The following is a 25,399-nucleotide window of genomic DNA, read 5'->3' on the forward strand; positions in this document are numbered from 1 at the left end:
GACCATGCAGCCCGGTGACCACACCCCAAATTACACCTCATTGACGGACGTGACCTAAGCGCGCATTGCTATTCTCCTCAAAGCGGGGTCTGGCCTCAATCGAACGAAAAACCGGGGGCCGCGGCGAGACCGGCAGACTTGTCACCCTGTTTCGCCTTGCCCTGTCTGGCCTCGCGCTGCGGCTTGGACGCAGATTGGGGCAGTGCGCGCGGCTGATCGGGCAGCGCGCCGAAATCCGGCCCTCCCGTGCCTTCTGTCGGTGCAACGCTCGGCTTGGGGCGATCGCCGCCCGTAACGCCATCCGCATTCTGATGGTTGATCAGACGCTGCAGATCGTCGGGAGAGCGATAGCCGTCGGTGGGCAGCTTGATGTCATTGGCGTTGACCGGCTTCACCAGATACGGCGTCACGACGATCACCAGTTCGGTCTCGCCCTTACGGAAATTGGACGATTTGAACAGATTGCCGAGCACCGGCACGTCGCCGAGACCGGGGGCCTTGTCGACCAGGTTCTGCGAGTTGTTGCTGAGCAGGCCGGCGATCATGAAGCTTTCGCCCGACCCCAGTTCCACCGTGGTTTCGGCGCGGCGAACGGTCAGCGCAGGCACCTGAAAGCCGTTCAGCGTCACCGATCCGGCGGACGACAGTTCGGACACTTCGGGGCGGACGCGGATCGAGATGCGGCCATTGGCCAGCACTGTCGGCGTATAGGCCAGGCTGACACCGAAATTCTTGTATTCGATCGTCGTGGTGCCGAGGCCCTGGTTGATCGGGATCGGAAACTCGCCGCCCGCCAGGAAGTCGGCGGTTTCGCCTGACAGCGCGGTGAGGTTGGGCTGCGACAGCGTGGTCACGAGCCCGACCTGCTCGGCGAGGTCGAAGGCGCTGGCGATATCGACGCCGAACAGACGTCCGGCCGCCTGAATAGCGGTCTTGCCGTCGAGCACGTTGTTGAAGGTGGTGGTGGTCCCCCCGGTGACGAACTGGCCGGTCGACGGGTTGAACGGCAGCCTGAGCGAGCCCGCGGGCAGGCCGAACTGGGCCGAGGCATCGATGCGCGGCAATGTGCTGACGTCAATCGTGTTGCCGATTGCCGCAAAATTGCGCGATGCGCGGCTGACGCCGAACTGGAAGCCTCCGGTAAGGTCCCGCGTCAGCAGGTTCGCGCCGATTTCCTTGACCAGCGATCGGCTGACTTCGGCAATGCGCACCTGCAGGTTGACCTGCATCGGGGTGGCGGTGGAGAGGCGGCTGATGACCTTCACGTTATCGCCGACAAAGGCCTGGACAAGGCGTGCGGCCTCGGCGCTGTCCTCGGGCGCACCCACCGTCCCGGTGAGCAGCACCACGCCATTCAGCGTGCTGACGCGCACCTTGGCGTCGGGCATGGCCAGCATCAGCATTTGGTCGACCGAATCGATGTTCGATCCGACGCGCACGGTCGCCGAATAGACCACCTGGCCCGCCGCGTTGCTGGCATAGAGCGTGGTCTCGCCACCGGCCTTGCCGAAGACATAAAGCTGCCTGGCCGACTTGACCTGCACATCTGCAACACTGTTATCGGCCACGAACAGATCGGCCATGGTGCCGGGCAACTGGATCAGCTGGCCGCGACCGATGGAGAGCACCAGCGTTTCGGTCGGACGCTGAACGGCGGACTGCGCCAGGGCGGCACCTCCGATGGCCGGAACCAGTCCGGTCAGCGATGCGGTGGCCACGACGGCGCTACCCAGCAGGGCGCCCTTGATGAACTTGGAAAAACGCATGGTCATTTCCCTCCGACCGGAACTTCGGTCACTGTATTGCCGCGAGCTACGCGTACGACGGGGCCACGCGGGACAGGCGGTGCAGCCGGAGCTGCGACCTGCATGGGGCCTGCACTGGATGCGCTGGGGCCGTTCTGGCGGTTGGCGGAACCCGAGACGGGGACCGACCGACGCTGGAAGCGCGATACATCGCCGCCGGTGACAAAGGTGACGTCGGTATCGACCGGACGCGTGGCCAGTGCCTTGAGCAGCTTGTCCTCGGTCTTGCGATCGGCACCGGCGGGCAGGTTGATGTCGCCTGCGGCCATCGAGCGTTCGAGTTCGGCCTCGTTATCGGCGATCGAGCGCAGCGACAGGCTGAGCGTGCCGATGGTCTGCGCAACCGCGATCTTTTCCGCCAGCTTGGGCGTGGCTTCCACGGTCACGGTGGTGAAGGCGATGACCTCGCGCTTGCCCTCGGCGTCTTCCGCCGACACGCGCTGGTCGGTGGCAAGTACGCGCAGGTTGCGGATGATGGTTTCAGAGGCGTTGAGTGCGGGGCCGCTGTCGCCGCTGATCGACTGGGTCAGCACCAGATCGACCCTGTCACCCGGAAAGACGAAGCCGGCAACGCCCGTGCGGGCGGAAACGGGTACGGTGACGGCGCGCATGCCCGGGCCGAGCGCTGCAGCGAGGAAGCCGCGATCGCCGGGCTTGACCAGCGAACCCTGGGTTACCGGCTGTCCGGCCGTCACCGCGTTGCGCACGACGGTGCCCAGCAGCGAATCGATCTTGGAATCGGCTTCGAGGAAATAGGCGTTGCTCACCAGTTCGCTCGGCCAGGGCTGGAAGGCCACGCTGTCGGGGGTGATGATCGTGCCGACCGGCAGCGAGCGCTTGGCGACCAGTACGCGCGGACCCGTGGCCACCGCCTGTTGCGGCGCTGCCGTGACGGTAGGCGCTGCCGATCCGGTGAACAGGCTTCTGGCCAGAAAGGCTGTGCAGAGCGCGATCATCAGCGCGCCTACAAGCAGGATTACTTTGCGTCTATCCATGGCGTTTGCAGCCCCCAAAACCCTTCAGAATGTTCATATTTTCAGGCAAAATGGTTAAAAAACCGTTCGCCAACGGGCCAAAGCGCCGCAATTGCGATGGCAACGCCATAGGGAACCTCCGGCTGACCCGGCTTTCGCTTCCATTTGTGTTCGGCCAGAACGATCAATGTGAGCGCCGCACCGATCAGCGACATGATGATCGTGATCCGCGCCATTTCGACCCACGGGAACCACAGGGCGATGGCGCCGAGCAGCTTGACGTCGCCGCCGCCCATCGCGCCGATTGCGAACATCAGGGCAAAGAACACGAACACGCCGGCGCCCAGCGCCAGCTGCAACGCCATGTCCGGCCAGAAGGACAGCCCGCAGGCCCACCAGAAGACCGGTGCAGCGAGCGCTATCCCGGCGTTCAGCCAGTCCTCGATCTCGCGCCGCTTGATATCGGTATAGGCCGCGTGCAACAGCGCGATTGCCAAGGCCGCCAGCAGACCGTAGACGAGAGGACCGTTTTCCATGGGGTCTGGCGTATAGCGGGCATGACTTACCAAAAAGTAACCATTGACCGGCGCGCGATCCCGGCAGGCGCGGTGGAAAGCCGCTGGAACGCCGCCGATGGCTGGCCGCTGCGCCGCATCGACTGGATGGCCGACGGCCCCGCGCGCGGGTCGATCCTGTTCATGCCGGGGCGCGGCGACATTTACGAAAAATATCTCGAGACGCTCGCGCACTGGCAGGCCCAGGGCTGGAACGTCACCGCCGCGGACTGGCGCGGGCAGGGCGGCAGCGGCCGGATGAGCGATCATCAATATGTCGGCCATATCAACGACTTCAGCCAGTGGATCGACGACATTGGCGGCTTCTGGGCGGACTGGGTGGTCTCGCGCCCCGGCCCCTATGTCGTGGTCGGCCATTCGATGGGCGGACATCTGATCGCGCGCGCGATCCAGGAAAAGCGCATCACCCCGGATGCGGCGGTGCTCAGCGCGCCGATGCTGGGATTGAAGGGCCTCGGCCTGCCGCTCTCGGTCGGGCATATGGTGACGAAGCTGATGCGCGGCTTCGGCAAACCCGAACGCCCCGCCTGGAAGGTCAGCGAAAAGCCCGCCTCGCCGCTCGCGATCCGCCAGACGCTGCTGACGCATGACGATGCGCGCTATCAGGACGAACTGTGGTGGTGGGCCGAGCGGCCCGAGCTGGTGATGGGCCCGGCGAGCTGGCACTGGGTCGAGCGCGCCTATGAATCGATCATCCGGCTCAATGCCCCCGGCGCCTGGGAAAAGGTGAAGGTGCCCATGCTGCTGATCGGCACGAGCGCCGACCAGCTGGTCGACAACAAGGCGACGGTCGCGGCGGCTGCGCGCATTCCGGGGGCCGAGCTGCTCAGCTTCGGGCGCGAGGCGCGGCACGAGGTGCTGCGCGAGGTCGATCCGATCCGCGACCGCATCCTCGCGACCATCGACGATTTCCTCGCGCGCAAGGCCCCCGCCGCGCACAGCGAAAAGGCCGGGGCCGCCGCTTGATGGCCGATTACGACGTTGTCATCATCGGCGCCGGGATCGCCGGAGCGAGCCTTGCCGCCGAGACCGCGCCGCATGCGCGCGTGCTGGTCGCAGAGGCCGAGGACCGGCCCGGCTATCATTCGACCGGGCGATCCGCCGCGTTCTGGGCGGAAAGCTATGGTGGGCCGAAGGTCCAGCCGCTCACCACCGCGTCCGGCCCCTGGCTGCATTCGCCGCCGGGCGGCTATGGGGAGCGCAGCTTCCTCGCCCCGCGCGGCGCGCTGACGCTGGCGCGTGCGGGCGAGGAACCGCTGCTCGACGCGTTCGAAGCGGAGTTTGCAGGCTCGGGCGTGCGGATGGAGCGCTGGGGTCGCGAGCGGATCGCGGCGCTGCTGCCGGGGCTGGCTGAGGACATCGTGGCCGCCGTGTACGAGCCCGATTGCCAGGATATCGATGTCGGCGGGCTGCATCAGGCCTTCCTCTCGGTTGCGCGGCGCGGCGGGGCGCAGATCGCGCTCAAGGCCCCGCTCGAGCATGCCGAGTATCGCGGCGGGCAGTGGCATCTGGTGCTGGGCGGGCAGTCGGTGACCGCCTCCCGCCTCGCCAATGCGGCCGGTGCCTGGGCCGATCCGGTGGCGACCCGCTGCGGCGTGCGCCCGCTCGGCGTGCAGCCCTATCGCCGCACCGTCGTGCAGCTGCGCACCCGTCCCGCGCCGGTGGCGCATCTGCCGCTGACCCTGGGCGTCAAGGGCGACTATTATTTCAAGCCGGAAGCCGGCAGGCTCTGGCTCAGCCCGCATGACGAGACGCCCGAAGCGCCCGGCGACAGCGCGCCCGACGAGCTCGACATGGCGATCGCGATCGACCGCTTCACCCAGGTGGTGGACTGGGCGATCGAGGCGGTCGAGCATCGCTGGGCGGGGCAGCGCAGCTTCGCGCCCGACCGGCTGCCGGTCATCGGCTATGCCCCTGATCAACCGGCGTTCTTCTGGTTCGCAGGCCAGGGCGGCTTCGGCATCCAGACCGCGCCCGCCGCCGCGCGCCTGGCCGCGACGGTGCTGCTCGGCCTCACCCCCGATGCGATGCTGAACGAGGTGGATGGGCAGTTGTATAATCCTGCGCGTTTCGGCTGACTGTGCTGGCAGCGGATCGCCATATTTTATATCCTCGCCCCAGTTTGAGGGAGACGAGTCGATGGCGCACCATTTCGAGATCTACAAGGACAAGGCCGGCGAGTTTCGCGTGCGGTTCAAGTATAATTCGGAAGTGATGTTCTCGACCGAAGGCTATGCCAGCAAGGCCTCGGCCAAGAACGCGATCGAATCGATGAAGAAGAACGGCCCCGAAGCGCCGATCGTCGATACCACGACCGAGGGCTGATACGCGGGCGATAGGTCCTTTGCGGACATCGCGAAGGATTTATCGGCCCATGTTTACTTTCGGATAATCCCGGCTGGTCTAGGCCCCGGCTATGGCGACTGTCCTTGCGGGCAGCGATCGCTGTGTCAAAGGGGGAGTTGGAAGATGACGGGATGGGCAGCCGCGCGGGCGGGTCTGATGGCACTGCTGATGGGCATGGCGTGCACCAGCGGCGCGATGGCGCAATCGGCCATCGGCGACGATCCGATCTGCACCGATCGGCCGACCAAGGCGAACAACGCGTGCAGCGTGCCCAAGGGCATGGTGCAGGTCGAATTCGAGGCGATCAACTGGTCGCGGCTGAATGCTGGCGGCGCGCGCAGCGATGCCTTTGCCTATGCCAGCCCGACGATCAAGCTGGGCCTCACCGACAGCAGCGACGTGCAGCTCACGCTGACCCCGCTGGTCGAGAACCGCAACCGCTTTGCCGGACGCACCACCAGCCAGACCGGCTTCGGTGATATTGTCCTGCGCTACAAGCAGCGCATCACGCCCAAGGACGCCCGGTTCGAACTCGGCCTCATTCCCTATATCAAGGCCCCGACCGCGAAGAGCGGCATCGGCAATGGCGAGTGGGAGGCGGGGATCAGTGTGCCGATCCAATACGCGCTCGACGACCGCTGGTCGCTGACCGTGAACCCGCAGCTGAGCCTGCTCGCGGGCGCGGCCGACCCCGACGAGCGGCATCTGGAACTGCAGACCGTGCTCAACCTGGGCTATCAGCTGTCCGAGCGGACCAATGTCTCGGGCGAGGTCTGGACCTCGCAGAACTGGGATTCCTCCGGCACCGTCCGCGAATATTCCGCCGACCTCGCCATCGCACACCTGCTCAGCGACGACTTGCAACTCGACGGCGGCGTCAATTTCGGGCTCAATCAGGCGACGCCCGATGTGCAGGTCTACGCGGGGGTATCGGCGCGGTTTTGAGGGGCCGCCAAATCCTCCCCCAGCGGGGGAGGGGGACCGCCCGCGCAGCGGGTGGTGGAGGGGTGTCGGCGCCTTTGGGCCGGTGACACCCCTCCGTCAGGCTCCGCCTGCCACCTCCCCTTGCAGGTGAGGATTTTGCAGCGGGACTGCGCTATAGTATCTGCTAAATCGCTCTTGGCGGTGGCGGGGAGATTGGCAATGACCAGCAAGGTTAAGTTCAAGAGCGACGCCTTCGAGGCGGTCCACGCCTCCGCCACTGCGTTGCACAAGGTGGGTGCGATGGACAAGGCGACCATGCGCAGCTTCGACGAAAGCTGCCTGTCAGCGCCGCCTGAACTCAAGCCCGAATAGATCAAGCAACTGCGCGAAGCCCATCGCGTCAGCCAGCCGGTCTTTGCGCGCTATCTCAATACCAGCGAAAGCACTGTCGAGAAATGGGAAACCGGCGCCAAACGCCCCAGCGGCATGGCGCTTAAACTGCTTTCGATTGTGCAGAAGCATGGGTTGGGGGTTTTGGGGTAGGGCACGCGGAAGTAATTTAGTATTGTGTCCTGGAGTCCGCCTGGAACTTGTATTATAAAATAATTTAAATAAATAAAAATAGCATTTGACATAAATATGTTCTGCATAAGGAGCTGATTTTGGTGACAAATGCGAGAGATGACTCCAAAGAAAAGTTTGTTGATACAATATTTGGTCTGAGAAATATTATTTTTTCTCAGATTGATCTTGTAAGTGATTGTTTGAAGCTTATTATTATGGAGAAAAAGGGCTTATTAAATTTTAGTGGTGCGGCGCCTGAGGTGATCAAAGTTGTCGTTCCTATGATCGATTTGGTATCTATGTCTGGCAATTCTTTGTTAAAGTTAACTGAAGAAATTAGTCTGAATGTAAGAGACGCTTTTCCAATTGTTCGATCATTGGTCGAGGGAGTGGTAAACATATGCTATATTATGTCGCTAGGTCCAGAGGTGGCTGCAAAGGCTGAGCGGCACGCTGAGGTTAAGGCTTACCGTGACTTAAAGCGGCAGTGGAACGTTGCTGGTATGAAAGTTGATATAGAGTATTTGGGTAACCTCTCTAAAGAAGATATCGACAGGCTAGAGGCGATGTTGCCAGAGTTTACAACAAAGGGCGGTAGAGAAAAGGATTGGACAGATCACAACCTCAGGCAAAGACTTGACATAATCTCAAGAAATTTTTCATCTAAGTCTATGATTATGCTGACTGGGTCCGTATTCAACATTTATAGTCACGCATCAGAAATGACGCATAGCACTTATTTCAGCGCTTGTTATTTCTGGGGCCTGACTCTGCCGGGAAGGCCTAAACTATCGTCGTCTAAAGCAATCGAATTAAATCTACTCAATCATCAATTCAGTTTATTTATATCAACTTCATTTGCATATGTGGGGCTACTGGAATGTCTGGCTCAGTATATTAATAATATGAAAATTTTAGAAAAGTCAAAGGAACATTATAATTTGATAAAATCACTTCCAATTATTATGGATGAACAAAATAACCCAAGTTTTTATCGAGCCGAGTTTTCGTAATTATAAGCTAACATTTGTAATTAATGTTTCGCAGAATTTGTGATTACGGTATCCCAATTTGCTCAGCATCACCACCCCCCAATTCTTCCCCGTATAACCCCGCGCACCCGCTCCACCACCTCGTCTAGCACCACCCCCGCCTCGCGCACCAGCAGCCCCAGCGTGCGCACATGCGCGAAATCCTCCATCCGCACCCGCGCCACGCCCGGCGCAGCAAAGCAGTCCGGCATCACCGTCACGCCCACGCCCGCAGCGACCAGCGCCAGGATGCGGTCGTCGTTGCGCGAGCGGGCGGCGAAGAAGGGGCGGACGCCGCGCGCGGTGAAATGCTGGCTGGTCGCCGCGAGCAGCTCGCAATGGCGACGGACCAGCATCACGTCGCGCGCCAGCTCGGGTGCAGCGATGGCGGTGCGCTCGGCGAGCGGGTGGCTGGCGGGCAGGGCAAGGCTGTAGCCTTCGGTCACCACCGGCTCGAAATCGGCGCGCAACCGGCCCTGCGGCTCCATCGTGATCGCCAGATCGATCCGCGCCGCCTCCAGCCGGTCGGTCAGCTCGCTCGCGCGGCCCTCGACGAACTCGGTGCGGATGCCGTCCAATTCGGCAAGCGCGGCGGCCATCGCGGCGATGATCGCGGTGGGGAGCGTGGAGAGTACGCCCAGCCGCACGATCGCCTCGGGCCGGTGCTGCTTCATCGCGGCCTCGGCCAGGTTGAACTGCGCCTCGATCCGCCGCGCATGCTCGGCAAATTGCGCCCCCGTCGGCGTCAGGTCCACCCGGCGATTGGAGCGGTGGAACAGCCGCGCGCCGACGCTTTCCTCCAGCCGCGCGATGCCGACCGAGAGCGTCGGCTGGGTGACGTTGCAGCTTTCCGCCGCGCGGGTGAAATTGCCATGCTCGACCACGGCGAGGAAATAGCGCAGCAGATAGCGTTCGATCATAGACAGCGTCTAGGATAAACCCCTTTCAATATCAATTTTCCTTTGTTGACTTGCGGCCCTAGAACCTGTGCGATCAGAGCTCCAGGAGAGGATGCCGCCATGTCCATGATGCCCGATTTCGACTTCGCTTTGGGCGAAGCCGCCGAGATGATCCGCGACACCACGCGGCGCTTCGCCACTGACAAAATTGCGCCGATCGCGGCGAAGATCGATGCCGAAGACTGGTTCCCGATCGATCTGTGGCCGCAAATGGGCGAGCTCGGGCTGCACGGCATTACCGTGGACGAAGCCGATGGCGGCCTGGGCCTCGGCTATCTCGAGCATGTCATCGCGATGGAAGAGGTCAGCCGCGCCAGCGCCTCGCTGGGCCTTTCATACGGCGCGCATTCCAACCTGTGCGTCAACCAGCTGCGCCGCTGGGGCAATGCGGAGCAGAAGGCGAAATATCTTCCCGGCCTGATCTCTGGCGAGCATGTCGGCTCGCTGGCGATGTCGGAAGTCGGCGCAGGCTCGGATGTCGTGTCGATGAAGCTCAAGGCCGATGCGGTCGCGGGCGGTTACCGGCTCAACGGCACCAAATTCTGGATCACAAACTCGGCTTATGCCGAGACGCTGATCGTCTATGCCAAGACCGGCGAGGGATCGGGCGGGATCACCGCGTTCATCATCGAAAAGGGCATGCCGGGCTTCTCGATCGGCCAGAAGATCCAGAAGATGGGAATGCGCGGGAGCCCCACGGCGGAGCTGGTGTTCAACGATTGCTTCGTGCCGGAGGAGAACGTGATGGGCCCCCTGAACGGCGGCGTCGGCGTGCTGATGAGCGGGCTGGATTACGAACGCGCGGTGCTCGCCGCAGGGCCGCTCGGCATCATGCAGGCGTGTCTTGACGTGGTGCTGCCTTACGTGCGCGAACGCAAGCAGTTCGGCCAGCCGATCGGCGCGTTCCAGATGGTGCAGGCCAAGGTCGCCGACATGTATGTCGCGCTGAACAGCGCGCGCGCCTATGTCTATGCGGTGGCGCGGGCGTGCGATGCGGGCAAGACGACGCGCTTCGATGCCGCGGGCGCGATTTTGCTGGCGAGCGAGAATGCGGTGAAATGCTCGCTCGAGGCGATCCAGGCGCTGGGCGGGGCGGGATACACCACCGACTGGCCGGTCGAGCGCTTCCTGCGCGATGCCAAGCTGTACGACATCGGCGCGGGGACCAACGAGATCCGGCGGTTCCTGATCGCGCGTGAATTGATCGGAGCGCGGTGATGCGAATTGGGTCGGCTTCATGCTTTAGCCGTCACCCTGAACTTGTTTCAGGGTCCATTTCTCGCCACGCGGCTTCGGCTCATCAGGCACGATGGATGCTGAAACAAGTTCAGCATGACGGAGTTATGCAATGACCGCTCCCGTTCTCGACACGAAAATCGACACGAATTCGGAAAGCTACCGCGCCGCCTTTGCGCACAACAGCGCGCTGCGTGATGAGCTCTGGGCCAGGGTCGCCGAAGCGGCGCTCGGCGGCAACGCCAAGTCGCGGGAGCGGCACACCGCGCGGGGCAAGCTGCTTCCTCGGGAAAGGGTGGAGCGGTTGCTCGATCCGGGTTCGCCCTTCCTCGAGATCGGCCAGCTCGCAGCAAACGATCAATATGACGGCGAAATCCCTGGCGCAGGCATGATCGCCGGGATCGGCCGCGTCTCGGGTCGTCAATGCATGATCGTGTGCAACGACGCCACCGTGAAGGGCGGCACCTATTATCCGATGACGGTGAAGAAGCACCTGCGCGCGCAGGAGATTGCCGAGGCCAACCGGCTGCCGTGCATTTACCTTGTCGACAGCGGCGGCGCGAACCTGCCGCACCAGGCCGAGGTCTTCCCCGATCGCGAGCATTTCGGCCGCATCTTCTTCAACCAGGCGAACATGAGCGCGAAAGGCATCCCGCAGATCGCCTGCGTGATGGGCAGCTGCACGGCGGGTGGTGCGTACGTCCCGGCGATGTCCGACGAGACGGTGATCGTGCGCAACCAGGGCACGATCTTCCTCGCAGGTCCCCCGCTGGTCAAGGCCGCCACGGGCGAGGAGATCAGCGCCGAGGACCTGGGCGGTGGCGACCTGCACGGGCGCAAGTCGGGCGTGGTCGATCATGTCGCGGAGAATGACGAGCACGCGCTGACCATCGTGCGCGATATCGTCTCGCACCTCGGCCCGATCCCCAAGCCGGACATCGATGTCCGCGATCCGCGCGCACCGAAATTCGACGCGGAAGAGCTGTACGGCATCATCCCCTCCGATGTCCGCGCGCCTTATGACGTGCACGAGGTGATCGCGCGGCTGGTCGACGGGTCCGAGTTCCACGAGTTCAAGGCGCTCTATGGCAGCTCGCTTGTCTGCGGTTTCGCGCATATCTGGGGCATGCCGGTCGCAATCCTGGCCAATAACGGCGTGCTGTTCAGCGAAAGCGCGGTCAAGGGCGCGCATTTCATCGAGCTTGCCTGCCAGCGGCGCATTCCGCTCCTGTTCCTGCAGAATATCAGCGGCTTCATGGTCGGCGGCAAATACGAGGCGGAAGGCATCGCCAAGCATGGCGCCAAGCTGGTGACGGCGGTGGCGACGGCGAGCGTGCCCAAGGTCACCGTGCTCATCGGTGGCAGCTTCGGCGCGGGCAATTACGGCATGTGCGGCCGCGCCTATTCGCCCCGCTTCCTGTTCACCTGGCCCAATGCGCGCATCAGCGTGATGGGCGGCGAGCAGGCGGCCAGCGTGCTCGCGACCGTGCACCGCGATGCCGACAAATGGGACGAGCGCGAGGCCGAGGCGTTCAAGGCCCCGATCCGCCAGAAATACGAGGACGAGGGCAACCCCTATTACGCGACCTCGCGGCTGTGGGACGATGGCATTATCGACCCCGCACAGACGCGCGACGTGCTGGGCCTGGCGTTCGCCGCGTGCCTCAACGCGCCCGTCGAGGAGGCCCCCCGGTTCGGGGTGTTCCGGATGTGAGGGGACGCGCGGACACCCAAAATCCTCCCCGAGCTCGCTCGGGGAGGGGGACCACCCGCGCAGCGGGTGGTGGAGGGGCTCTTCATGCTCAAGGATGAGGCCCCAAGGCCCGCAATCGGAGCAGTCACCCGTGCCCGTCGGTTGCGCAGGGTCATGAGCCTGCCGGAGGTGCTTCTCTGGAAGCATCTTAAAGGCGCGCCCGAAGGCATCAAATTCCGTCGCCAGCATCCAAGCGGCGAATTGGTGCTCGACTTCTACTGCGCGGATGCTCGTCTGGCGGTCGAGATCGACGGCTCGGATCATGACTGTGCGGACCGACCCCTGCGAGACCAACGACGCGATGCCTGGCTGGCATCGCAAGGCATCGAAACGCTGCGGGTTCCGGCCAGTGACGTATTGATGGATTGCGCGCAGGTTGCCGAGGGCATTGTCGACTACGCGGTCGCGCGATTGCCCCTCCACCACCCGGCAAGGGCCGGGCGGTCCCCCTCCCCGAGACAAGCTCGGGGAGGATTTCAAGGGAACACCCCATGCTGAAATCCCTCCTCATCGCCAACCGGGGCGAAATCGCTTGCCGGATCATCCGTACGGCGCGCTCGATGGGCATCCGCACCATCGCGGTGTACTCGGACGCCGACGCCAGGGCGCTGCATGTGCGCAAGGCGGATGAAGCCGTACATATCGGACCTTCACCGGCGCGCGAGAGCTACCTGGTGGGCGAGAAGATCATCGCCGCCGCCAAGGCGACCGGCGCGGAGGCGATCCATCCGGGCTATGGCTTCCTTTCGGAAAACGCCGAGTTTGCCGAGGCCGTGATCGCCGCCGGGCTGATCTGGGTCGGCCCCAAGCCGGACTCGATCCGCGCCATGGGCCTCAAGGACGCGGCGAAAAAGCTGATGGACGCAGCCGGCGTACCCACCACGCCGGGCTATCTGGGCGAGGACCAGAGCCCCGAGCGGCTCGCGGCAGAGGCCGAACGCATCGGCTATCCGGTGCTGATCAAGGCGGTCGCGGGGGGCGGCGGCAAGGGGATGCGCAAGGTCGATGACGCCGCCGGTTTCGCCGACGCGCTCACCAGCTGCAAGCGCGAGGCGGCGGCGAGCTTTGGCAATGATGTCGTGCTGCTGGAAAAATGGATCGAAAGCCCGCGCCATATCGAGGTGCAGGTGTTCGGCGATGCCCATGGCAATGTCGTCCATCTGTTCGAGCGCGATTGCTCGCTGCAACGCCGCCACCAGAAGGTGATCGAGGAAGCCCCCGCGCCCGGCATGGACGAGGCAACGCGCGAAGCGGTGTGCGGCGCGGCGGTGCGCGCGGCGAAAGCCGTGGATTATCAGGGCGCAGGCACGATCGAGTTCATCGCCGATGGCTCCGAAGGCCTCCGTGCGGATCGCATCTGGTTCATGGAAATGAACACGCGGCTGCAGGTCGAGCATCCGGTGACCGAGGAAATTACCGGGGTCGATCTGGTCGAATGGCAGCTGCGCGTGGCGAGCGGCGAGCCGATCCCGCTGCGCCAAGAGGAGCTCAGCATCAACGGCTGGGCGATGGAAGCGCGGTTGTATGCGGAGGACCCGGCGAGCGGATTTCTTCCCAGCACCGGCAGGCTGGATCGCTATTGCCTTCCCGAAGAGGAAGCTCGGGTTGATACCGGCGTCGAGGAAATGTCGGTTGTTTCTCCATTCTATGACCCGATGATTGCCAAGATCATCGTCCATGGTTCGGATCGGGATGATGCTGTCGACAGGTTGCTATCCGCGCTTGAGGGCACTGCGGTCTGGCCGGTCAAGTCCAATGCAGGTTTCTTGCACAAGGCGGCAAGCAGTGCACCATTCCGATCTGCGCTGATCACGACAGCCTTCATTGCAGAGCAGGGGGACGCTCTCATCCCGCCAGCAGAGCCTGATCATGAGTTGCTCGGTCAGGCTGGCCGTCACCTGGTTCATGCCTATGCGGACGCTTCGCGTCATTCGCGTGACAACGAATTGCTGGAAGGCTTCAGGCTCAACAGCGGCAAAAGGACGGCATTGGTCTTGCAGGCCGGTGGTACAGTCCATCATCTTTCCAAGGTCCCGGACTTCGGCGGCAATGTCTATTCCTCAGCGATAGATCAAGATTCTGCATTGGTAACGAAGGCAGGCCAGAGCTTTGCTATTGGCCTGCCGCGATTCAATGCAGGTGCGGCGGCGGCAGGCAGCGGCTCCATCCTCTCCCCCATGCCGGGCAAGGTGATTGCGGTGGATGTGGCGGCGGGTCAACAGGTCGCCAAGGGGCAGAAGCTGCTGACGCTCGAGGCGATGAAGATGGAGCATTCGCTTGTCGCGCCGTTCGATGGCGTGGTGGCGGAGCTTAACGCCAGCGAGGGCGCGCAGGTGCAGGTCGAGGCGTTGCTGGTGCGGATCGAAGCGGCGGCGGAGTGATGCGCGCTGGTCCTTCTCCCTGGACAGGGAGAAGGATACGGAGCCTTGTCGGCGTAGCCGGCTAGGCGCAGTTGGATGAGGGTGATGGTTGCGAGCTGGCGCATTCTCACCCTCACCCAGCTTCGACTAATTCGCTTCGCTCATAAGTCTTCGCAGCCCTCTCCCATCGAGGGAGAGGGGTAGTTGAGGTAGGGAAATATGGCAGGACGATATTTCGACGAATGGCAGGTCGGTGACCGGATCGAGCATGAGATCCGGCGCACGGTGACCGAGACCGACAATCTGCTGTTCAGCACGATGACGCACAATCCGCAGCCGCTGCATCTCGATGTCGAGGCGGCCAAGGCGAGCGAGTTCGGGCAGATCCTGGTTAACGGCACCTTTACCTTCAGCCTGATGGTCGGTCTGTCGGTGGGGGATACGACGCTGGGTACTTTGGTGGCGAACCTCGGTTACGACAAGCTGGTCATGCCCAAGCCGGTGTTCATCGGCGATACGATGCGCGCGACCAGTGAGGTGACCGAACTCAAGGAGTCGAAATCGCGGCCCAATGCCGGGATCGTCACCTTCACGCACGAACTGATCAACCAGCGGGGCGAGGTGGTGTGCCGGTGCCTGCGGTCGGCGCTGGTGAAGAAGAGAGACGCCTGAACCCTTCATTTCCGCGCACGTGGGAATCCCGCTCGCTCGTTCGCTGTCGTGCATCAGGGGGACCCCCGCCTGCGCCGGAGTGGCGGAAAAGAGCATGCAATTCAATCGCCTGCCGCGTTTCGTATACTGATCGCTTGACCTGCCGAATGCCCTTCATTCTAATGCCGAACAACTGCTTACGGCATTCCGAAGGGGCCCATCACCATGCGCGCATCCATCCTTATCGCATCGCTGCTGCTCGGCACGGCGAACGCTCCCGCCATGGCGCAGGACGCCGCGTCTGCACCCGCCGCCGCCAAGCCCGCGCCCGGCCCGATGGATGCGAAGCTGCGCGCGCTCTATGATGCGGAGTGGGACTGGCGGCAGAAGGAACTGGCCCAGATCAAGGAAAATGGCCGCTGGGTCGATGGCGACCGGCTGACCAGCGAAACCCCGGCGGATCAGGCGCGCAGGCTCGCCTATTGGCAGGATGTGCTGAAACAGCTCGACGCGATCCCGATGGATCAGCTGTCGCCCGAAGAGCAGGTCAACGCCGCGGTGTTCCGCCAGTCGGTCTGGGAAAATGCCAAGGGGCTGGAATACAAGACCTATGAAGCGCCGTTCAACAGCGACACCTTCTTCTGGGGCGGGCTGAACCCGCGCCAGGGCTTTGGCAATGCCACCGGCTACAAGCGCTATCTGGGGCGGATGCGCGATGTTCCGCGCTATTTCGACGAGAATATCGTCAACATGCGCGCAGGGCTGGCCCGGGGCTATACCGTGCCGCGCGTCGGCATTGAGGGGCGCGACAAGACGATCGAGGCCTATACGGTGCCGGGCGAGGCCAATCCGTTCTACGATGCCTTCCGCGTGATGCCGCAGAGCATACCGCCCGCCGAACAGGCCGCGCTCCGCGCCGAGGCCTTGAAGACGATCGAGACGTCGGTGGTGCCCGCCTATACCAAGCTGCTCGGTTTCATGCGGACCGAGTACATGCCCAAGGCGCGCACGACCATCGCCGCCTATGCGCTGCCCGATGGCAAGCGCTTCTATCAGGACATGATCAAGGTCTTCACCACGCTCGACCTGACGCCCGAGGAGATCCACGAAATCGGGCTGAAGGAAGTGGCGCGGATCGATGCCGACATGCAGCGGACGATGCGCGAGACCGGGTTCAAGGGCAGTTTCCCCGAATTCCTGCAATTCCTGCGCACCGACCCGCAATTCTATGCCAGAACACCGCGCGAGCTGCTGGGGGCTGCGGCCTATACGGTCAAGAAGATGGACGGCAAGCTCAAGGACACGTTCAATTTCCTGCCGCGCTATCGCTTCACCGTGCTGCCGGTGCCCGATGTGATCGCGCCGATCTACACCTCGGGGCGCGGCGGTCTGGATGCGTGCCTGTTCAACACCTATGACCTGCCGCAGCGGCCCTTGTACAACATCCCCGCGCTGGCGCTGCACGAGTGCAATCCGGGGCACAGCTTCCAGGCGGCGGTGGCGCTCGAAGCCCCCAACCGGCCCGAATTCCGCCGCCAGACCTATTTCTCCGGCTATGGCGAGGGCTGGGGGCTGTACACCGAATGGCTGGGATCGAAGATCGGCATCTACGAGACGCCCTATGAGGAATTCGGCCGCCAGACCTTCGAAATGTGGCGCGCGGCGCGGCTGGTGATCGATACCGGCGTGCATACCAAGGGCTGGACCCGGAGCCAAGCCATCGACTATCTCGCCAGCCATACCGCGCTGGCCCCGCGCGATGTCGAGACCGAGGTCGATCGCTATATCTCCTGGCCGGCCCAGGCGCTCGCCTACAAGCTGGGCGAGCTGGCGCTGCGCAAGATGCGTGCGAAGGCGGAAGCCGAGCTGGGCGCGGCCTTCGACCAGCGCCCGTTCCACGACACCTATCTGATGCTGGGATCGGTGCCGCTGCCGGTGATGGAGCAGAAGATGGAGGAATTCATCGCGGCGGAGAAGGCAAAGCTCGCCAAGGCGGGGAAGTGAGGTCCCGCGCACTCACCAATTCCGTCACCCCCGCGAAGGCGGGGGTCCCGCTTCCTGTTCAAAGCTTTGCGCAAAAGCGGGATTCCCGCGTTCGCGGGAATGACGGGGGAGGGCGATTTTGGTTTCTGGCAGCACTGGCGCTCTGCCTCGCAGCATCGCCTGCCCACGCCGAAGTGCCATCAGCCGAAGCGGAAATCCGCAATGTCATCGCGGACATGGAAGCCGCGTGGAATCGCGGCGACTTTCAGGGCTATATGCGCGGCTTCCTCAACCCCGGAGTGGTGTTCGTCTCGCGCGGGCAGTTCCAGCGCGATTGGCAGGGAACGCTCGACCATTATGTCCGCGATTATGGCGGCGCGCCGGAAAAGCGCGGGACGCTGCATTTCTACGACATCAAGGTGGAGATGCTGAGCGACGACGCCGCGCAGCTGATCAGTCGCTATCATCTCGATCGGGCACAAAGCCCGCAATATGGCATCAACACCCGGCTGATGCGGAAAGTCGGTGGGCGCTGGGTGATCGCGCTCAACCATGTGTCGTCGAGCGAAACGCCCGATCCGAACGACCCAGTGGCCGCGCATCGCCAATAAAAAACCCTCCCCATGACGGCCACGGGGAGGGTCTTTCGAATCTATGGCGAAAGCTTACGCCTTGCGGGTGCCGCTCATCGCCATGGTGCCGAATGCGCCGGCCTTGATCTGGCCGGTGATGGTGTCGCCATCGACGGTCGCGGTGCCTTCGAGCTTCATCGGCATCGGCACCTTCATGTCCATCGTCCAGGTCAGCGTGTTGCCGTCGACCTTGCCGTCGGTGATGTCGAGCGAGCCCATCTGGCCGGCATTCGATCCGGTCCAGCTGTCGCCATCGACATTGACGGTCAGTACCGACTTCTGGTCGCCCATCGGCGACTTGGTCACGCAATCATATTGTCCAGCAACTGACATAATACTCGTCCTCTCTGTGGTGGGTTGAAGGGTAGTTGGCTTATTTGTCTCCGGCGGCAGGTGCCGCGCGGCGAACCTCGACGGGCATGCCCAGTTCCTTGAGCTGCGGCTCGACCTTGGCGGCATCGCCCACGATCACCCAGGTCAGCGTCTTGGGGTTGAGCGCGGTGCGCATCGCCCCGTTGAGCTTCTCGGCATCCATGCTGCGATATTGCGCGGCCAGGCTTTCGGCATAGTTGGTCGGGCGGCCATAGAGCGCGTCCGACTGCATCTGCGACAGCACTGCGGCAGAGCGCTCATAGGTGCCTGCCAGCTCCAGGCTGTTGCCCTTGACCGTGCGGTCGAGCTCTTCCGGGGTCACGCCCTTGGAGCCGATGAAATCGTTCATCTGCTGGATGATCGCGGTCACCGAGGGGCCGGTCTGGTTGGTCTGCACCGGCGCAAAGGCCAGGAACGGCACGTCGTTCTTGGGCCGCTGGATCAGCGTGCGGGTGCCATAGGACCAGCCCTTGGTCTCGCGCAGGTCCATGTTGATGCGCGAGAGGAAATCGCCGCCCAGAATGTCGTTCGCGGTTTCGAGCGCCAGCAGATTGTCGGTGCCCTTGGCCTTCAGCACCTGACCCGCCAGGATCAGCGACTGGGGCGAATTGGGACGGTCGATCAGGATGATGCGGCCCTGGCCAGCCGGGATCGCCGCGCTGAAATCCTTCTGCATCAGCGCCATGCGGTTCGACGGCCATTTGCCGAAACGCTCTTCGAGCATCGGCATGATGTCCTTGAGGCTGGTGTCGCCGACGACGAAGATCGATGCGCGCTCAGGCCGCATCCACTGGGCGTGATAGGCGGCGAGCTGGTCGCGGGTCAGCTTGGCGACCACCGCCGGATCGCCGGTGCCGGTCAGCGGCACGCCATAGGGATGGGCCGGGCCGTAGAGCAGCGGCGGCAGGTTGGGCAGCGCGATGCCTTGCGGCTGAGTAAATTCCGCCTGAATGCGGGTCAACTGCTGCACGCGCACGCGCTCCAGCTCCTTGGCATCGAAAGCGGGGTTGCGGATGACATCGGTGAGGAGGTCGAGCGATGCGCCGAGATTGGCCTTCATCGCGCTCATCGAGACGATGGTGCGATCGAGGTCCGACGAGGCGCTGATATTGGTGCCCAGGCGCTCCTGCGCCTCGGCCAGTTGCACCGAATTGAGCTTCTGGGTGCCTTCCTGCAGCAGCGCGATCATCAGGCTGTTGGTACCGAGCGCATCCTTGGGATCGCTCGCATAGCCGGCATCGAAGCTGACGGCGACGCGCACCACCGGCACGGCAGTCCGCTTGGCGAAGCGCACCTTGATGCCGTTCGAGAGCGTGGCTTCCTCGACATCGGGGAAGTCGAGATCAGGCACCGCGCCGGCTTCAGGGAAGGTAGAACGATCGACCGCGGCGAGCGGCTGCTTGCTCGCAGCGCCGGCCGCCATCGCGTCTTCGGCCATGCTTGAATAGAACGCCGGTGCATTGAGAACGCCCGTGCGCATCGCCGGGCCGCTGCCGGTCACCTGGCCGTTGCCGCCCGCGACTTCCTGATAGGCATCGCGCTCACCGGGCAGCACGTGCAGCTTGGCGACGGGGCGAGTCAGCCATTTCTGCATCGCAGCCGTGACCTTGGCCGGCGTCATCGCGGCCAGCATGTCGAGCTGCTTCTTGTAGAAGGCCGGATCGTCCGAATAGAGCGCGCCTTCGGCCAGCGTCACCGCCTTGCCGGTAAAGCCGCCGACCTGTTCCAGGCCGTTGATGCGCTGGGCCGCCTCGCGCGTCGCGACGCGCTGCACCTCGTCGGCGGTCGGGCCCTTGGCGATGAAATCGGCCATGATCGCGTCGAGCCGCTTGGATACCGCGTCGACATCCGCGCCCGGCTTCACATCGACATAGACCTCGAACACGCTGCCATGGACGAAGGGCTGGGCAGATGCAGTGACGGCGACCGCGGTCTGCTCGTCGCGCACAAGAATGTTGTCGAGCCGCGAGCTGGCCAGGCCGCCGAGCACGGTCGCGGCAACGTCGAGTGCGGCATAATCGGGGTCATTGAGGCCGGGCACGGTCCAGAAGCGATAGAGGCGCGCGGTCGGCACCTTGTCCTTCATCTCCGCGACCTTCTCCTTGTCGAGCGTCGGCAGCGGCGGGTTCAGCTTGGCAACTTCAGGACCCTTGGCGATATCGCCGAAATATTTCTCGACCAGCGGCCTGGCTTCGGCGACGTTGATGTCGCCCGCCAGCACCAGGATCGCATTGTTCGGGCCGTAATGGTCGGTGAACCACTTCTTCATGTCGTCGAGCGAGGCGGCCTGCAGGTCCTCCATCGATCCGATGGTCGAATGGCCATAGGGATGCTCAGGGGGCGTGAGCATCTCGATCTGCTTGTATTCGACCAGGCCATAAGGCTGGTTATCGCCCTGGCGCTTCTCGTTCTGCACCACGCCGATCTGGTTGGTCAGCTTCTCCTGGGTGATGCCGTTGAGCAGATGGCCCATGCGGTCGCTTTCCAGGAACAGGGCGCCTTCCAGCCCCGCCTTGGGCACGGTCTGGAAATAGTTGGTGCGATCGAACCAGGTGGTGCCGTTGAAATCGGTCGCGCCGAGCTTCTTCAGATATTCGAAATAGTCGCCCTGCGCGTTTTCGGATCCGTTGAACATGATATGCTCGAACAGATGGGCATAGCCGGTCTTGCCCTTGGGCTCGTGCTTCGAGCCGACATCATACCAGATCGAAACCGCCACGATCGGGGCCTTGCGGTCCTCGTGAACGATGACGGTGAGGCCATTGGCCAGCGTGAACTGCTGATAGGGGATGTTCACCGTCTTGACCAGATCAGCGACGGGCGCGGCCTGTTGTGCTTGGGCGGGGGAAAGCGCCACGGCAAGCGCCAGCGAGGATACGGCGATCAGCGAGCGGAAGGGCTTGAGCATGGATATGGAGCCTCTCTTGGGAGCGAATATGACTGTTCTATCGGGTGCCACCGGCTGATGTAGGAGCGCCGGTGCCGCCTTCAGGTTGCTGTTCGAAACCATAAGGTTTGTCCAACCGGTTTCAAGCGCAATCACGGGCGATAGCGCCGCTTGGCATGCGGCATCAGTGCTTCGCGGGTGAAATAGACGGGCTTCGTCTTGTGTTCGACGAACAGCTTGGCCTGGTCGGCATAATGCGGGCTGTCCGGCCGCGTCGTCGCCGCGCCGAACGGCTGGATCGAGCGCGAAGTCACATTGCCTTGATCATCCCATTCGACGAACTGGATGAAGCTGTCGCCATGGCGCACGGCGAAGCGGCCGTCCTTCTCGTCGACGTCCCATAGAGTCGCGGCGCGCAGCGTGTCCGATCCGCCGTCCATCGGCAGATCGACCTTGCCCTGGCGCAGCCGCAGCACGGTGCCGAGCTTCGGATCGAGCGTCTTGAAATGCTTCTCGAGATGATCGATCGCCGCGACCAGCTCCTCGCGCGGATCGGGCAGCGGCAGGCGGCGATAGCTCTGCCGCATCGCCGGGCGCATCAGCATCAGCGCCAAGGCATCGCCCTTGCCCTTGCCGTCCATCTGCCAGTCCCAGGCACGCAGCAGCGCCTGCGCCTCGGGAATGCGCTTGTCGCCATCGGGCTTGACCGCGAGAACGGCGTTGATCCAGCCGGTGGCGTAATCCGACTTGTCATAGCCGACATCGTACTTGATCCGCGCCAGCGTTGCCGCGTCGATCTGGCCTGCCGCCTCGAACAGCTTGATCGCCTGGCGCGCGCGATTGGTCATGTCGTCCTCGATCCCCAAGAGAGGGGAGAAGCTGGCGCGATCGAGCTCGTCGCCGGGACCCGCCGCGACGAACGGCGTGTTGTTGGCGTTCATGATATAGCCGGACGCGGGATTGACCAGCAGCGGCACCCGGTCCCAGGGCAGGTGCGATTTCCAGATCAGGTCGCTGCGATCGCCAGGCAGCACCCCGCGCCAGTTCGCCCCCGGCTTGCGCGCAGGGAACAGCGCGTTGTACGCCATGGCAATATTGCCCTTGGCATCGGCATAGATGAAATTGGTCGCGGGCACGCCCTGGATTGCCATCGCCTGCTGCCATTCGGCAAAATCGCGCGCCTTGTTGATGCGGAAATATTGCTCGAGCATCTTCAATTCGTCGATGCCGGCATAGCGGATCGCGAACGCGCCCTTGTCGTTCATGATGACCGGGCCATGGTCCGAGCGATAGACGGTCTGCGGCACGGGCAGGGTGAAGGGGCCCATCTTGACCTTGAGCCAGACGCGCTTGGATTCGAGGTCGCGCCACTTTCCGTCGAGCCGGTATTGCGTCCTGTCGTCGTTCAGCTCGAGTCTGTAGACATCGATCAGGTCGGGCCGGTTGACCGTGTTGGTCCAGCCCAGATACTTGTTATGGCCCAGGAACGGATAGGGCGATCCGGGGAAGGTCGCACCCGCAAAATCCCAGCCCTCTTCCGAATGCACCACCAGCTCGTACCACGCGACGCCGCCGCGCCAGGGCTGGTGCGAGTTGGAGATCAGCCGCGTGACATTGTCGGTCGAGCGCGCAGGGGCGACGGCAAAGGCATTCGACCCATTCATGTCGGGCTCGGGACCGATCGGGGTGACGCGCGCGACTTCTTTGCCGGAGAGCTTCGGCCCGCCCTCGATCGGCAGGTCTTTGCCCTCGACCAGCGCGCCCAGCACCGAATCGAGCCCGAAGAAGAAGGGCGAACGCAGCACGAAGCCCGCGGCGATGTCGCGACCTTCGAGTGGGAACAGGCCGGACAGGCGTACCTCTTCGGGGTGCTTGTCGGCATAATGGTTGAGGCCGGCGGCATAGGCATCGAGCAGCGCGCGGATATCGGCGGGCAGCGTGTCGTACTTGCGGTCCACCGTGCCGCGAATATCGAGCAGATGCGCAGCGAAATCGACCTTGGCGCCATCCTGACCGGTCATCGCGCCGGTGCGCGCGCGGGTCATCGCGGCGACTTCCTGGATGGTCGAGAAATCATCCTCGCTATGCGCATAGGCGACGCCATAGGCGACATCGGCATCGGTCTTGCCGAAGATATGCGGCACGCCGAAATCGTCGCGGACGATCTCCACGTCATATTTGCGCGACGCCGGGGCCTTGCCCGATTCGGCCACCAGCGGCTCCCACACCGCAAGGGCAATGGCGGTTACGACGACAAGGACGAGAAGGCTGAGCGCCAGACGTTTGAGCACACGCATGGCGCGCACCTTATCAACCAATCAGCGCGCGTCTACTGACAATGCTGTAGGTAGGGCTGCGGCCTGTCGCATCAGCCTGATTCCGCCGCAATCGCCTGTTCGATCAGCCGGCGCGCGCGGACGCCGCCGGCGTCGATATTGAGCAGCAGCAGGCGGCGGTCGGGATAGAGGTCGAGATTCTTCTGCTGGCGCTCGAGCATTTCCATGTCCTCGGCGAAGATCTTGCCCTGGCCGTCGCGGATGGTGGTGGTAAGTTCGGCATCGTCGACCGCGAAGCGCCGCGCCATGCCCCAGAAATACCAGTGCGAGCCTTCGGTTTCCGGCGTCATGAAATCGACAACCACTGAATAGGCCTTGCGATCGAGCGGGGCCTCATAGCCGCCTTCGCCGACCGGCGCGACGCCGACCTCGATCTCGACGCTGCTGGGCAGATGGAAATGGCAGAGCTGCCAGCGATCGACCGGGCCGCTATCGGGAAGCCCCGCGCCGCGCAGCGCCATCGCCCAGAAGGGCGGCGGGTCGATGTCGTCCATGAAGCGGCTGGTCACCACCTCATCGCCGACCAGCCTGGTCTTGACCGGGGCCTCGTCGATCTCCTTCTGGCCGATGCTGGTCGCATGGACATAGGTTTCGTGCGTCAGGTCCATCAGGTTGTCGATCATCAACCGATAGTCACACCGGATATGATACAGCCCGCCCCCATAGGCCCAGCCTTCGTCCTCGGCCCATTCGAGGTGCCTGAGCTTGGCGGGATCGGCCGCATCGGCATCGCCCGGCCAGACCCAGATGAAGCCATAGCGCTCGATCACCGGAAAGGTGCGGATGGGCGGGAAACCGCCGACGCGCTGGCCGGGCATGCCCTCGGTCTTGCCATGGCAGCCCATGGCGAGCCCGTGATAGCCGCAGACGAGCGCGCCATCGCGGACGAAACCGAGCGACAGCGGCGCGCCGCGATGCGGGCAGAAATCCTCGAGCGCGGCGACCTTGCCCTCGCGCCCACGAAAGAACACCATCGGCTCGCCGCAGATCGTGCGGCCGAGCGGCTTGCCTTCTATCTCTTGCGGAGTGCACGCGACATACCAGGCGTTGCGCGGCCAGGGCGCGGTGGTGTGCGCAGCGCTGCGCTCTTCCAGATCGGGGGCGGTGGCCATCGGTGCCTCTCCTGAGATAAATCGTTATTGGATCCAATAATGCAGTTTGCTTGGCGGCGCAAGCCAGATGCGGGGGCTTGTCGGTGCGGGCGCACAGGCTAAACAGGGCGGCATGACTGCCCCGATGAAGCCCGGCCAGCGCGTGCTCTTTGCCCTGCGCAAGATGATCGTTTCGGGCGAGATTCCCGATGGCGCGCGCATCGCCGAGATCGCGACGGCAGAGCGCTTCGGCGTCTCGCGCATGCCGGTGCGCACCGCGCTTCGCACGCTGGAGCAGGAAGGGCTGGTGGCGAAGCTGGGGCGGCGCGGTTATGCGGCGCGCGGGGTGACGCCTGCCCAGATCGACGATGCGATCGAGGTGCGCGGCGTGCTCGAAGGGCTGGCAGTGCGGCTGATCGCCTCGCGCCCGATCGCGCCCGGCTTTGCGCGCCGGCTGAAGGCGGTGCTGGCCGAGGGCGATGCGCTGTTTGCGGGCGACAGCTTCGCGTCCGAGGATATCGACCGCTTCTACAGTTACAATCTTGCGTTTCACGACCTGCTGCTCGATGCCAGCGGCAACCGCGCGATCGGCGTGGCATTGTCGCGCAACAACCACCTCCCGCTCGCCTCGGCTGCGGCGCTGGCGCTCGACTGGGACGATCTTGCCAATGCGCACACGAACCTCAAGGCCGCGCACGCAGAACATCTCGCGGTCGCCGACGCGATCCTGTCTGGCCGCGCAGACGAAGCCGAGCAGCGCATGCGCCAGCATGCAAGAGCGGCGCTCAACCCCGGGCTCATGCCGCTGGTGGGGACGGTTTGAGGGCCAAGGCGGCTTCCGATTTGTCGGCGCCAGCGACCGCCGCTCAGCCTGAGCAGCGGGCGCAGCCCGCGACCGTCGAAGGCCCCGCACCGACGCT

The 25,399-nt window shown here is 63.6% G+C and carries 23 protein-coding genes; 15 read left to right on the forward strand and 8 right to left on the reverse strand.

Going from position 1 to position 25,399, the window contains the following annotated elements:
- Positions 1 to 95 precede the first annotated feature (95 nt).
- Genes AX725_RS01840 through AX725_RS01850 form a run of 3 tightly spaced genes read right to left on the reverse strand, consistent with a single transcriptional unit; the run spans position 96 to position 3,315 of the window.
- Positions 96 to 1,772 (reverse strand): type II and III secretion system protein family protein, encoded by a 1,677-nt coding sequence (locus tag AX725_RS01840; protein WP_067512875.1) that lies wholly within the window; start codon positions 1,770 to 1,772, stop codon positions 96 to 98.
- On the reverse strand, positions 1,769 to 2,800 hold the full coding sequence (cpaB, locus tag AX725_RS01845; protein ID WP_060979021.1) for a Flp pilus assembly protein CpaB: 1,032 nt from the start codon (positions 2,798 to 2,800) through the stop codon (positions 1,769 to 1,771). The genes AX725_RS01840 and cpaB overlap by 4 nt, the downstream gene beginning before the upstream one ends.
- Positions 2,801 to 2,841: 41 nt before the next feature.
- Entirely contained in the window at positions 2,842 to 3,315 is a 474-nt protein-coding gene (locus AX725_RS01850) for an A24 family peptidase (protein ID WP_060979020.1), read from the reverse strand.
- 21 nt (positions 3,316 to 3,336) lie between these two features.
- Here AX725_RS01850 and AX725_RS01855 point away from each other — a divergent pair, with 21 nt between their 5' ends.
- The 7 genes from AX725_RS01855 (at position 3,337) to AX725_RS20830 (ending at position 8,201) form a co-directional block, all read left to right on the forward strand.
- Complete coding sequence (locus tag AX725_RS01855; protein WP_060979019.1) at positions 3,337 to 4,320, forward strand: alpha/beta hydrolase; 984 nt, start codon at positions 3,337 to 3,339, stop codon at positions 4,318 to 4,320.
- The gene (locus AX725_RS01860; protein WP_196490413.1) at positions 4,320 to 5,432 is read left to right on the forward strand and encodes an NAD(P)/FAD-dependent oxidoreductase; all 1,113 of its coding nucleotides are present in this window, start codon (positions 4,320 to 4,322) and stop codon (positions 5,430 to 5,432) included. The genes AX725_RS01855 and AX725_RS01860 overlap by 1 nt, the downstream gene beginning before the upstream one ends.
- A 61-nt stretch (positions 5,433 to 5,493) precedes the next feature.
- A complete protein-coding gene (locus tag AX725_RS01865; RefSeq protein ID WP_023838955.1) occupies positions 5,494 to 5,679 on the forward strand; it encodes a YegP family protein in 186 nt (61 codons plus the stop codon).
- Between the two features lie 144 nt (positions 5,680 to 5,823).
- The gene (locus AX725_RS01870) at positions 5,824 to 6,645 is read left to right on the forward strand and encodes a transporter (protein WP_060979017.1); all 822 of its coding nucleotides are present in this window, start codon (positions 5,824 to 5,826) and stop codon (positions 6,643 to 6,645) included.
- Between the two features lie 198 nt (positions 6,646 to 6,843).
- Entirely contained in the window at positions 6,844 to 6,996 is a 153-nt protein-coding gene (locus AX725_RS21395) for a hypothetical protein (protein WP_230962366.1), read from the forward strand.
- A gap of 9 nt (positions 6,997 to 7,005) precedes the next feature.
- A complete protein-coding gene (locus AX725_RS21400) occupies positions 7,006 to 7,167 on the forward strand; it encodes a helix-turn-helix domain-containing protein (protein WP_230962367.1) in 162 nt (53 codons plus the stop codon).
- 122 nt (positions 7,168 to 7,289) lie between these two features.
- A complete protein-coding gene (locus tag AX725_RS20830; protein WP_155645732.1) occupies positions 7,290 to 8,201 on the forward strand; it encodes a DUF5677 domain-containing protein in 912 nt (303 codons plus the stop codon).
- A gap of 68 nt (positions 8,202 to 8,269) precedes the next feature.
- On the opposite strand, the gene AX725_RS01880 is transcribed toward AX725_RS20830, so the two are convergent.
- Positions 8,270 to 9,139, reverse strand: coding sequence for a LysR family transcriptional regulator (locus AX725_RS01880; RefSeq protein ID WP_066043781.1), 870 nt, complete (start codon positions 9,137 to 9,139; stop codon positions 8,270 to 8,272).
- A 108-nt stretch (positions 9,140 to 9,247) separates the two neighbouring features.
- Between AX725_RS01880 and AX725_RS01885 the strand changes: the two genes are divergently transcribed.
- The 7 genes from AX725_RS01885 to AX725_RS01915 all read left to right on the forward strand — a co-directional run bounded on the left by AX725_RS01885 (position 9,248) and on the right by AX725_RS01915 (position 17,772).
- Positions 9,248 to 10,396, forward strand: a complete 1,149-nt coding sequence (locus AX725_RS01885) for an isovaleryl-CoA dehydrogenase (RefSeq protein ID WP_196490469.1) — start codon at positions 9,248 to 9,250, stop codon at positions 10,394 to 10,396.
- Positions 10,397 to 10,526: 130 nt separating this feature from the next.
- Positions 10,527 to 12,128, forward strand: coding sequence for a carboxyl transferase domain-containing protein (locus tag AX725_RS01890; protein WP_060978038.1), 1,602 nt, complete (start codon positions 10,527 to 10,529; stop codon positions 12,126 to 12,128).
- Between the two features lie 153 nt (positions 12,129 to 12,281).
- Positions 12,282 to 12,665, forward strand: coding sequence for an endonuclease domain-containing protein (locus AX725_RS01895; protein ID WP_331710219.1), 384 nt, complete (start codon positions 12,282 to 12,284; stop codon positions 12,663 to 12,665).
- Positions 12,659 to 14,548, forward strand: a complete 1,890-nt coding sequence (locus AX725_RS01900; protein WP_060978037.1) for an acetyl/propionyl/methylcrotonyl-CoA carboxylase subunit alpha — start codon at positions 12,659 to 12,661, stop codon at positions 14,546 to 14,548. The genes AX725_RS01895 and AX725_RS01900 overlap by 7 nt, the downstream gene beginning before the upstream one ends.
- Positions 14,549 to 14,746: 198 nt before the next feature.
- Positions 14,747 to 15,199, forward strand: coding sequence for a MaoC family dehydratase (locus tag AX725_RS01905; protein WP_060978036.1), 453 nt, complete (start codon positions 14,747 to 14,749; stop codon positions 15,197 to 15,199).
- A 204-nt stretch (positions 15,200 to 15,403) separates the two neighbouring features.
- On the forward strand, positions 15,404 to 17,182 hold the full coding sequence (locus tag AX725_RS01910; protein WP_060978035.1) for a DUF885 domain-containing protein: 1,779 nt from the start codon (positions 15,404 to 15,406) through the stop codon (positions 17,180 to 17,182).
- A gap of 173 nt (positions 17,183 to 17,355) precedes the next feature.
- Positions 17,356 to 17,772, forward strand: coding sequence for a YybH family protein (locus tag AX725_RS01915; RefSeq protein ID WP_208597897.1), 417 nt, complete (start codon positions 17,356 to 17,358; stop codon positions 17,770 to 17,772).
- 54 nt (positions 17,773 to 17,826) lie between these two features.
- On the opposite strand, the gene AX725_RS01920 is transcribed toward AX725_RS01915, so the two are convergent.
- The 4 genes from AX725_RS01920 to AX725_RS01935 all read right to left on the reverse strand — a co-directional run bounded on the left by AX725_RS01920 (position 17,827) and on the right by AX725_RS01935 (position 24,500).
- Positions 17,827 to 18,126, reverse strand: coding sequence for a hypothetical protein (locus AX725_RS01920; RefSeq protein ID WP_023838966.1), 300 nt, complete (start codon positions 18,124 to 18,126; stop codon positions 17,827 to 17,829).
- Between the two features lie 40 nt (positions 18,127 to 18,166).
- The gene (locus tag AX725_RS01925; protein ID WP_066114857.1) at positions 18,167 to 21,073 is read right to left on the reverse strand and encodes a M16 family metallopeptidase; all 2,907 of its coding nucleotides are present in this window, start codon (positions 21,071 to 21,073) and stop codon (positions 18,167 to 18,169) included.
- A gap of 131 nt (positions 21,074 to 21,204) precedes the next feature.
- Positions 21,205 to 23,349, reverse strand: a complete 2,145-nt coding sequence (locus AX725_RS01930; protein ID WP_060978046.1) for an acylase — start codon at positions 23,347 to 23,349, stop codon at positions 21,205 to 21,207.
- A 71-nt stretch (positions 23,350 to 23,420) separates the two neighbouring features.
- A complete protein-coding gene (locus AX725_RS01935; RefSeq protein WP_060978033.1) occupies positions 23,421 to 24,500 on the reverse strand; it encodes a Rieske 2Fe-2S domain-containing protein in 1,080 nt (359 codons plus the stop codon).
- A gap of 112 nt (positions 24,501 to 24,612) precedes the next feature.
- Here AX725_RS01935 and AX725_RS01940 point away from each other — a divergent pair, with 112 nt between their 5' ends.
- The gene (locus AX725_RS01940; protein ID WP_060978032.1) at positions 24,613 to 25,302 is read left to right on the forward strand and encodes a GntR family transcriptional regulator; all 690 of its coding nucleotides are present in this window, start codon (positions 24,613 to 24,615) and stop codon (positions 25,300 to 25,302) included.
- The last annotated feature ends 97 nt before the right edge of the window (positions 25,303 to 25,399 follow it).

Origin of the sequence: Blastomonas sp. CCH9-A1, from assembly GCF_001557175.1 — a bacterium.
In the GTDB taxonomy this organism is placed as follows: Bacteria; Pseudomonadota; Alphaproteobacteria; order Sphingomonadales; family Sphingomonadaceae; genus Blastomonas; species Blastomonas delafieldii_A.

What these genes read in the sequence shown, in the direction of transcription:
- AX725_RS01905 (WP_060978036.1), top strand. Translation starts at nt 14,747, where the DNA reads ATGGCAGGACGATATTTCGACGAATGGCAGGTCGGTGACCGGATCGAG.
- AX725_RS01920 (WP_023838966.1), bottom strand. Translation starts at nt 18,126, where the DNA reads ATGTCAGTTGCTGGACAATATGATTGCGTGACCAAGTCGCCGATGGGC.
- AX725_RS01940 (WP_060978032.1), top strand. Translation starts at nt 24,613, where the DNA reads ATGACTGCCCCGATGAAGCCCGGCCAGCGCGTGCTCTTTGCCCTGCGC.
- AX725_RS01865 (WP_023838955.1), top strand. Translation starts at nt 5,494, where the DNA reads ATGGCGCACCATTTCGAGATCTACAAGGACAAGGCCGGCGAGTTTCGC.
- AX725_RS01930 (WP_060978046.1), bottom strand. Translation starts at nt 23,349, where the DNA reads ATGCGTGTGCTCAAACGTCTGGCGCTCAGCCTTCTCGTCCTTGTCGTC.
- AX725_RS01840 (WP_067512875.1), bottom strand. Translation starts at nt 1,772, where the DNA reads ATGACCATGCGTTTTTCCAAGTTCATCAAGGGCGCCCTGCTGGGTAGC.
- AX725_RS01890 (WP_060978038.1), top strand. Translation starts at nt 10,527, where the DNA reads ATGACCGCTCCCGTTCTCGACACGAAAATCGACACGAATTCGGAAAGC.
- AX725_RS01935 (WP_060978033.1), bottom strand. Translation starts at nt 24,500, where the DNA reads ATGGCCACCGCCCCCGATCTGGAAGAGCGCAGCGCTGCGCACACCACC.
- AX725_RS01870 (WP_060979017.1), top strand. Translation starts at nt 5,824, where the DNA reads ATGACGGGATGGGCAGCCGCGCGGGCGGGTCTGATGGCACTGCTGATG.
- AX725_RS01925 (WP_066114857.1), bottom strand. Translation starts at nt 21,073, where the DNA reads ATGCTCAAGCCCTTCCGCTCGCTGATCGCCGTATCCTCGCTGGCGCTT.
- AX725_RS01850 (WP_060979020.1), bottom strand. Translation starts at nt 3,315, where the DNA reads ATGGAAAACGGTCCTCTCGTCTACGGTCTGCTGGCGGCCTTGGCAATC.
- AX725_RS01910 (WP_060978035.1), top strand. Translation starts at nt 15,404, where the DNA reads ATGCGCGCATCCATCCTTATCGCATCGCTGCTGCTCGGCACGGCGAAC.
- AX725_RS21395 (WP_230962366.1), top strand. Translation starts at nt 6,844, where the DNA reads ATGACCAGCAAGGTTAAGTTCAAGAGCGACGCCTTCGAGGCGGTCCAC.
- AX725_RS01860 (WP_196490413.1), top strand. Translation starts at nt 4,320, where the DNA reads ATGGCCGATTACGACGTTGTCATCATCGGCGCCGGGATCGCCGGAGCG.
- AX725_RS01880 (WP_066043781.1), bottom strand. Translation starts at nt 9,139, where the DNA reads ATGATCGAACGCTATCTGCTGCGCTATTTCCTCGCCGTGGTCGAGCAT.
- cpaB (WP_060979021.1), bottom strand. Translation starts at nt 2,800, where the DNA reads ATGGATAGACGCAAAGTAATCCTGCTTGTAGGCGCGCTGATGATCGCG.
- AX725_RS01885 (WP_196490469.1), top strand. Translation starts at nt 9,248, where the DNA reads ATGCCCGATTTCGACTTCGCTTTGGGCGAAGCCGCCGAGATGATCCGC.
- AX725_RS01895 (WP_331710219.1), top strand. Translation starts at nt 12,282, where the DNA reads ATGAGCCTGCCGGAGGTGCTTCTCTGGAAGCATCTTAAAGGCGCGCCC.
- AX725_RS01855 (WP_060979019.1), top strand. Translation starts at nt 3,337, where the DNA reads ATGACTTACCAAAAAGTAACCATTGACCGGCGCGCGATCCCGGCAGGC.
- AX725_RS01900 (WP_060978037.1), top strand. Translation starts at nt 12,659, where the DNA reads ATGCTGAAATCCCTCCTCATCGCCAACCGGGGCGAAATCGCTTGCCGG.